Below are 6947 nucleotides of genomic sequence, written 5' to 3'. Positions count from 1 at the left end.
GGGCGGGTCGGCGCAGGCGGGCGGGTCGGCGCAGGCGGGCGGGTCGGCGCAGGCGGGCGCGTCGGCGCAGGTCGGAGGCATGGCGGTGGGGAGTTGCGGGCATGGCCGTGGACATGGCTTCTGACTCCGCGCAGCCCGTCCTGGAGGAACTCGACCAGGAGGAGTGCCTGCGCCTCATCGCGCCCGGCGGCATCGGCCGGATCGCCTTCGAGGACGGCGAGGGGCCGACGGTGGTCCCGGTGAACTACGCCGTCGACGGCGAGTCGGTGGTGTTCCGCACCTCGCTGGAGGGCCGGGTGAACCGGAGCCTCCTGACCGCCGTGCCGGGCGGGCAGGTCCGGGCGGCCTTCGAGGTGGACGCGTTCGAGGTCGGCACGCACGAAGGGTGGAGCGTGCTGGTGCGCGGCGGCGCGCATCCTCTGGAGGGCGAGGAGAAGGAGCGCGCCGTCCGGGTCGACCCGTGGCCCGGGGGCGAGCGGGAGGCGTGGTTCAGCCTGTCCGCGGCGGAGGTCAGCGGACGGCGGCTGCGGCGGCCGTGAGCGCGCGCCCCGGCGGCCCTAGGGTTGGGGGATGGACTCACCTCCCATCCGTGTGCTGATCGTGGACGACGACGCGCTCGTCCGGTCGGGGCTGTCGATGATGCTCGCGGGCGCCGGCGACCTGGAGGTGGTCGGGGACGTCGCGGACGGCGCGGAGGCGGTGCCCGCGGTGAACGAGCACCGCCCGGACGTGGTGCTGATGGACATCCGGATGCCGCGGCTGGACGGGCTGGCCGCCACCGAGCTGCTGCGCGCGCGCCGCGACCCGCCGGAGATCATCCTGCTGACGACGTTCGACACCGACGACCACATCCTGCGGGCGATGCGCGCGGGCGCGAGCGGCTTCCTGCTGAAGCACACCCCGCCGCCGGAGATCATCCAGGCGATCCGGCAGGTCGCGGCCGGGGAGCCGATGCTGTCGCCGGCCGTGCTGCGGCGGATGATGGCGTTCGTCGCGGACGCGGGCGGGGATCCGCGCAAGGCCCGCGCCCGCGAGCTGCTGGAGCGGCTCAGCGAGGGCGAGCGGGCGGTCGCGCTGCGGGTCGGCCAGGGCAAGACCAACAGCGAGATCGGCCGGGAGCTGTCGCTGAGCGTCGCGACGGTGAAGGCGTACGTGTCGCGGCTGCTGACGAAGCTGGAGCTGAACAACCGGGTGCAGGTCGCGCTGCTGGTGAACGACGCCGATCTCGAGGCGACGTAGTCACTCGCGGGGGCCGAGCGGGACGTCCTTGAGCAGCACCGCCGCCGCGAGGCCGACCGCGAGCAGCGGCAGCCCGGCGAGGAACAGGTCGGAGAAGGCCTGCGCGAACGCCTCGGCGACGCCGTGCCGGACCGGGCCGGGGAGGGTGCCGAGCACCTCGGGCCGGACGGCGTCGCCGAAGGCGGGCACCTTCCCGGCGGGGACGCGGCGTCCGACCTCCTCGGCGAACCGGCTGGAGACGATGCCGCCGAACACCGCCATCCCGGCGGCGGTGCCGAGCATCCGGGACGCGAACACGCCGGAGCTGGCCGCGCCGAGGTCCCGCTTCGGCGCCGCGTTCTGCGCGATCAGCATGACGACCTGCTGCGACAGCCCCGCCCCGAAGCCGAGGACGGCCATGTAGAGCCCGGCCGTGACGAGGCCCGTGTGCACGTCCATCGTGGCGAGCAGGGCGACGCCGGCCGCGCTGACCGCCATGCTGGCGGCGGGGAGCCGGTGGTAGCGGCCGGTCCGCGCGATGTGCCGGCCGGCGCCCATCGACGCCGCCAGCAGGCCGATCATCATCGGCAGGAGCAGCAGTCCCGACTCGGTGGCGCCGACTCCCCCGACGACCTGGAAGAACATCGGCAGGTACGTGGCGAGCCCGAAGCCGGTAGCGCCGCCGACCGCGGCGACGGCGCACGCCACCGCGAACGACCGGTCGCGGTACAGCCGCGGCGGGATGATCGCCTCGGCGGCGCGGCGCTCCACGAGCACCCAGGCGGCGAGCAGCACCGCCGAGCCGGCGGCGAGGGCGAGGACCTCCGCCGAGTCCCACGCGTACCGGGTCCCGGCCCAGCTGGTGAGGAGCGTGAAGCAGGTGACGGCCGCGCCGAGCAGGGCGATGCCCGCGTAGTCGATGCGGGGACGCCGGTCCGGCCTCGGCAGCCGCAGGAACGCCAGGGTGAGCGCGGTGGCGGCCAGGCCCAGCGGCAGGTTGACGTAGAACACCCACCGCCAGGACGCGTGGTCGGTGAGGAAGCCGCCGACCAGCGGGCCCGCGATGCTGGACACGGCGAAGATCAGCGCCGAGTAGCCCTGGTAGCGGGCCCGCTCGCGGGGTTCGAACAGCTCTCCCGTCAGCGCGAACATCGAGCTCATCAGGCAGCCGGCGCCGGCCCCCTGGACGACCCGGAACCCGATCAGCGCGTCCATCGACGGGGCCGCCCCGCACGCCGCCGAGCCCGCCAGGAACCCGATGAGCCCGACGAGGAAGACCGGCTTGCGGCCGAACAGGTCCCCGAGCCGTCCGGACAGCGGGACGGTGACGCTGGTCGCCAGCACGTAGGCGGTGGAGACCCAGGCGAGCCGGTCCAGCCCGCCGAGGTCGCCGACGATCGTCGGCAGCGCGGTGCCGAGGACCGTCGCGTCCAGGGACGACATCAGCGCGGCGAGCATGAGCCCGCCGAACACCAGGACCCGGTGCCGGTGGCTCATGCCCGCCGGCGCGTCGTGCGCGATCGTCATGTGCGCTCCTCATTTCTGTGCTGTAAGCACATGGATGCTAAGCACACGGATATGAGAGACGCAACCGGACTAGACTGGGCGGCATGACCGACGAGGCACTGCACGCCGTCGAGCGGAACATGGTCAAGCTGCGCCGCGGCATGTCCCGCCAGCGGCTCGGCAGGGCGGCGATCCGGGACCACAACCTGCCCGTCGACGTGCAGGTCCTGCACGTCGTGGACGTGGTCGACGAGGGCCCCGACGAGCCCGGCCAGGAGATGAGCGTCGGCCTGGTCGCCACCCGCCTCGGCGTCGACGCCTCGCGCGGCAGCCGCATCGTCGCCGAGGCCGTCAAGTCCGGGTACGTCCGCCGCGTCGCGTCCCAGGCGGACGGCCGCCGCATCCACCTGGAGCTGACCCCTGCGGGCCGGTCCGTCGTCGAGGCGACCCGCCGCACCCGCCAGGAGCACTTCGCCAAGGCCATGCGGGACTGGACCGACGCCGAGCGCGCCGAGTTCGCCCGCCTCCTCGGCCGGTTCGTCGGCGCCTACGAGGGCTGACCGCGACGGCGATTTGGCCCGTCCATGACCTTTTGGGAAACGGTTCGCTACCGTGCGTGACTAATGTCGGGAGTATGAGCTCCGACGCCGACCTGGACCGGATCGTCGACGCCGCCACCCGGCTGTTCGCCGAGCTCGGCTTCGACGGGACGTCCCCGCGCCTGATCGCCGACGCGGCGGGCGTCGATCCCGCGTCCGTCGACCGGCTGACCGGCGGCAAGACCGAGCTGTACCGGGAGGTGATGCGCCGGGCCACCGACGCCGAGAAGGCGGCGGTCGGCGGGGCGGCCGGCGGTTTCACGCCCACCCGGCAGGGCGTCGAGCGGCTGCTCGACGAGTACCTCGACTTCTACTCCGCGCATCCCGAGTACCTCGGGCTGTGGCTGCACCGCCGGACCGGCGACGCCGCCGACACCGCCGACCTGGAGGAGCAGTACGTCCGGCCGCGGCTCGGCGGGATCGTCGAGGCGCTGCGCGCGGAGGTCCCCGACGACGTCGACCTCGACCTGACGGTCTGGACGATCCCCTGGGTGATCTCCGGGTTCCTCAGCCAGCGCGCGCTCGGCACGCGCGTGGACGAGGAGGAGGCCGAGACCGACGGGCCCTACCGGAGGGTCTCACCGGCCGAGCTGGAGCGCTTCCGCGCCCACCTGCACATGCTCCTCGAACGCATGCTCATGCTGCCCGACGCTCCGGACGGGTGACCTCAGGGCAGGGCGACGGGTTCGAGCCGGGGCCGTTTCGCGGTGCGGCCGTCGCCCGAGGAGCGGCCGCGCAGCCGCCGGACGACCCACGGCCCCATGAACCGGCCCGCCCAGGCCGCCTCCGTGCCCGCCCGGCGCCAGGCCGGGACGGGCGGCAGCGGCGGGAGCGGATCGGACCAGGACGTTCCGTCGCCCGGGAGCCCGAGGGCGTGCGCGGCCGCCGCGGCGATGCGCGCGTGCCCGAGCGGGCTCGCGTGGATGCGGTCGAGGCTCCACAGCCGCGGATCCGTCGTCACGGCATGCGGGAACGTGTCCACCACCAGGGCGCCGTGCCGCCCGGCGGCCGCGCGGATGCGCGCGTTGAGGTCGATCACCCGCGGCCGCAGGTGCCGCACCAGCGGCGCGATCTTCGCGACGTCGGGGAAGGTGAACGTGAGCACCCGCGCCCCGGCCCCGGTGAACGCGGCCAGCATCGCGTCCAGTTCCGCTGCCACCGCCGGGGCGTCGAACCCCGGCCTGACCAGGTCGTTCATGCCCGCCATGACGGTGACCAGGTCCGGTTCGAGGGCGAGCGCCGCGTCGGTCTGCTCCGCCCGCACCCCCGCCGCGAGCCGTCCCCGCACCGCGAGGTTGGCGTAGCGGAAGCCGTCCTCCTGTGCCGCGAGCAGCTCGGCCAGCCGGTCGGCCCAGCCCCGGTACCCGGTCCGCTCGTCGCCGTCGTTGAGTCCCTCGGTCTGGCTGTCGCCCACCGCGACGTACCTGAGGTAGCCCATCAGCCGACCCGCTGCCTCAGCACGGCCAGGGCCCATTCGCCCCATTGCTCGTTCTCGCGCTCGAACGCCAGGCCGCGCATGAGCGTCAGGTAGGGCCCGACGCGTTCGGCGTGCGCGAGGAACTCCTCCTCGGTGCGGCCGTCCAGCAGCCGCGCCCGGAGCCGCTCGAACCGGGCGATCTTCGCCCGCGCCCACTCCACCCGCTCCTCGACGGCGGACCGGACGCCCTCGGCGTCGCCGGCGTCGACGGCCTGCACCATGACCATCATCTCGTCGCGGATCGCGCCCGGGCGCGGCGGCCCGGCGGTGAACTCCCGCAGCTCCCGCCGTCCCGCCTCGGTCAGCGAGAACAGCCGCTTGTTCGGCCGCCGCTCCTGCTCGACGACCCGCGCCTGGACGAGGCCGTCCTCGCGCATCCGGTCGAGCTCCCGGTACAGCTGCTGCGGGGTGGCCATCCAGAAGTTGGCCACCGACGCGTCGAACCCCTTGGCCAGGTCGTACCCGGACGCCTCGCCCTCCAGCAGCGCGGCCATCACCGCGTGACGCAACGACATGCCCCGACGATAACCCCGGTTGATTACTCAAATTATTGAGTACCACAACATGTGATCATCCCCACGCTCCCCCTACCCGCGTCCGCCGGCGCGGGTGGCGGTGACGGTGACGGTGGCGTAGGGCATGGTGAAGGCGCCGCCGAGCGCGTCGATGGCGGCGCCGACGCCGTCGAGGACCTCCGCGACCTGGTCGGGGGGCAGGCGGGTGAGGGTGCCTTGGGTCGGCATCTGGTCCAGCCACTCGTCGCGGGTGTAGGTGCGCTCCCACTCGAACCGCCACTGTTCGGGGGTGGCGAATCCGCCGGCCTTCTCGATGCCCGCGGCGGCCTTGTCGAGGATCGGCTGGTAGGCGTCCAGCCCCTGCTTCGCGGCCTGACCGGCGGCGCGCACGTTGAACGGCGAGTCCGGCGCGACGCGCTGGTAGGTCTCGACGAAGGCGTCCGTGACCTCGTCCGGCAGCTGGAACACGTGCCAGAAGACGGCCAGGCGGCCGGAGGGACGCAGGACCCGGGCCGCCTTGGCGGCGCCGGCGACCGGGTCGACCCAGTGCCAGGCCGTGCCGGCGACGGCGGCGTCGAACGTCCGTCCGGCCGGGTCCCAGTCCTCGATGGTCGCCACCTCGACGTCGACGCCCGTGCCGCGCGCGAACGCGGCCATCCGCGCGTCCGGCTCCACGCCGAGGACCCGGCACCCGGCCGCCTGGAATTGCCGCGCCTCGATGCCGGTGCCGCAGCCGATGTCGAGGACGTCGCGCCCCGGGCTGCCCGCGATGATCCGTTCGATCAGCGCGTCGGGGTACGGGGGGCGCGTCCGGTCGTAGCGTTCGGTGTCGGCGCCGAAGGACTCGGCCACGTCCCGGTGCCGATGGGTGTCTGGGGTGGAGATCCGCTCCGGCGGTAGAGTGGTCATGTGCCCACTATAAATGGGCGGTCGCCCACTCTGTCAACGGGCGCACGGAGGGAGAGGTGCACTGTGCCGACCGGAGTGGCCCTGCGGGACGCGCGCCAGCAGCTGTTCGACGCCGCCGAGCGCATCCTGCTCCGCGACGGGCCGAACGCGCTGACCAGCCGGGCCGTCACCACCGAGGCCGGCTGCGCCAAGGGCGTGCTGCACCGGCACTTCGACGACTTCGACACCTTCCTCGCCGAGCTCGTCGAGGACCGCATCGCCCGCGTCGAGGCGCAGGAGGCGGCGCTGTGCGCGTCGGCCGGGACCGGGACCGTCACCGGCAACCTCGCCGAGGCCCTGACCACCGTGTTCGAGTCGGTCGCGGTGGCCATCGTCGCCCTCATCACCTCGCGGGACGAGCTGCGCGCGAAGCTCCGCGCGACCCGCCCCACCGGGGTCCCGCTGGCGTCCGAGGCGACCGCGATGATCGCCTCCTACCTCGCCGCCGAACGCGACCTCGGCCGCATCGCCGCCGACGCCGACATCGACACGCTCGCCCCGATGCTGGTCGGCGCGGGACACCTGGTCTTCGCCGACCGCACCGGCCCCCGCCCGGACGCCGAGGCGGTCCGCAAGGTCGTCACCACGACCATCGCCGGCGTCGCCCGCGACCGTTGAGCTATGGCGTGTTGCCCTTCTGCGGGACCGCATGAGGGCGACACGCCACAACCGGACGATCCGGGG

Annotated in this window: 9 protein-coding genes; 5 read left to right on the top strand and 4 right to left on the bottom strand. The window is 73.9% G+C overall.

The annotated features are described in order from the left end of the window. Window positions 1–113: 113 nt before the first annotated feature. Both F9B16_RS32325 and F9B16_RS32320 read left to right on the top strand, forming a co-directional pair. Window positions 114–539 carry a pyridoxamine 5'-phosphate oxidase family protein gene (locus F9B16_RS32325; protein ID WP_225992135.1) on the top strand — a complete coding sequence of 142 codons (426 nt, stop codon included), beginning with the start codon at window positions 114–116 and terminating at the stop codon, window positions 537–539. A 31-nt stretch (window positions 540–570) separates the two neighbouring features. Next, window positions 571–1239 carry a response regulator transcription factor gene (locus tag F9B16_RS32320; protein ID WP_151544015.1) on the top strand — a complete coding sequence of 223 codons (669 nt, stop codon included), beginning with the start codon at window positions 571–573 and terminating at the stop codon, window positions 1237–1239. Here F9B16_RS32320 and F9B16_RS32315 read toward each other — a convergent pair whose 3' ends face one another. Further along, window positions 1240–2745 (bottom strand): MDR family MFS transporter, encoded by a 1506-nt coding sequence (locus tag F9B16_RS32315; protein ID WP_151544014.1) that lies wholly within the window; start codon window positions 2743–2745, stop codon window positions 1240–1242. An 83-nt stretch (window positions 2746–2828) separates the two neighbouring features. Between F9B16_RS32315 and F9B16_RS32310 the strand changes: the two genes are divergently transcribed. Then, window positions 2829–3284, top strand: coding sequence for a MarR family winged helix-turn-helix transcriptional regulator (locus F9B16_RS32310; RefSeq protein ID WP_151544013.1), 456 nt, complete (start codon window positions 2829–2831; stop codon window positions 3282–3284). Between the two features lie 74 nt (window positions 3285–3358). Further along, window positions 3359–3988 carry a TetR/AcrR family transcriptional regulator gene (locus tag F9B16_RS32305; protein WP_151544012.1) on the top strand — a complete coding sequence of 210 codons (630 nt, stop codon included), beginning with the start codon at window positions 3359–3361 and terminating at the stop codon, window positions 3986–3988. A gap of 2 nt (window positions 3989–3990) precedes the next feature. Here F9B16_RS32305 and F9B16_RS32300 read toward each other — a convergent pair whose 3' ends face one another. From F9B16_RS32300 to F9B16_RS32290, 3 genes are all read right to left on the bottom strand, one after another. Further along, window positions 3991–4761: an SGNH/GDSL hydrolase family protein gene (locus F9B16_RS32300; RefSeq protein WP_151544011.1), complete on the bottom strand. Its 771-nt coding sequence runs from the start codon at window positions 4759–4761 to the stop codon at window positions 3991–3993. Next, window positions 4761–5315 (bottom strand): PadR family transcriptional regulator, encoded by a 555-nt coding sequence (locus F9B16_RS32295; protein WP_192809094.1) that lies wholly within the window; start codon window positions 5313–5315, stop codon window positions 4761–4763. The genes F9B16_RS32300 and F9B16_RS32295 overlap by 1 nt, the downstream gene beginning before the upstream one ends. Window positions 5316–5387: 72 nt before the next feature. Then, window positions 5388–6224: a class I SAM-dependent methyltransferase gene (locus F9B16_RS32290; RefSeq protein ID WP_151544010.1), complete on the bottom strand. Its 837-nt coding sequence runs from the start codon at window positions 6222–6224 to the stop codon at window positions 5388–5390. Window positions 6225–6287: 63 nt separating this feature from the next. Between F9B16_RS32290 and F9B16_RS32285 the strand changes: the two genes are divergently transcribed. After that, window positions 6288–6881 carry a TetR/AcrR family transcriptional regulator gene (locus F9B16_RS32285; RefSeq protein WP_151544009.1) on the top strand — a complete coding sequence of 198 codons (594 nt, stop codon included), beginning with the start codon at window positions 6288–6290 and terminating at the stop codon, window positions 6879–6881. The last annotated feature ends 66 nt before the right edge of the window (window positions 6882–6947 follow it).

It is taken from the genome of Actinomadura montaniterrae (genome assembly GCF_008923365.1).
Lineage (GTDB): Bacteria > Actinomycetota > Actinomycetes > Streptosporangiales > Streptosporangiaceae > Spirillospora > Spirillospora montaniterrae.
The sequence above is the reverse complement of the archived record's forward strand: the minus strand, read 5'-3'. Positions and strand labels throughout refer to the sequence as shown.

What these genes read in the sequence shown, in the direction of transcription:
- F9B16_RS32325 (WP_225992135.1), top strand. Translation starts at nt 114, where the DNA reads ATGGCTTCTGACTCCGCGCAGCCCGTCCTGGAGGAACTCGACCAGGAG.
- F9B16_RS32320 (WP_151544015.1), top strand. Translation starts at nt 571, where the DNA reads ATGGACTCACCTCCCATCCGTGTGCTGATCGTGGACGACGACGCGCTC.
- F9B16_RS32315 (WP_151544014.1), bottom strand. Translation starts at nt 2,745, where the DNA reads ATGACGATCGCGCACGACGCGCCGGCGGGCATGAGCCACCGGCACCGG.
- F9B16_RS32310 (WP_151544013.1), top strand. Translation starts at nt 2,829, where the DNA reads ATGACCGACGAGGCACTGCACGCCGTCGAGCGGAACATGGTCAAGCTG.
- F9B16_RS32305 (WP_151544012.1), top strand. Translation starts at nt 3,359, where the DNA reads ATGAGCTCCGACGCCGACCTGGACCGGATCGTCGACGCCGCCACCCGG.
- F9B16_RS32300 (WP_151544011.1), bottom strand. Translation starts at nt 4,761, where the DNA reads ATGGGCTACCTCAGGTACGTCGCGGTGGGCGACAGCCAGACCGAGGGA.
- F9B16_RS32295 (WP_192809094.1), bottom strand. Translation starts at nt 5,315, where the DNA reads ATGTCGTTGCGTCACGCGGTGATGGCCGCGCTGCTGGAGGGCGAGGCG.
- F9B16_RS32290 (WP_151544010.1), bottom strand. Translation starts at nt 6,224, where the DNA reads ATGACCACTCTACCGCCGGAGCGGATCTCCACCCCAGACACCCATCGG.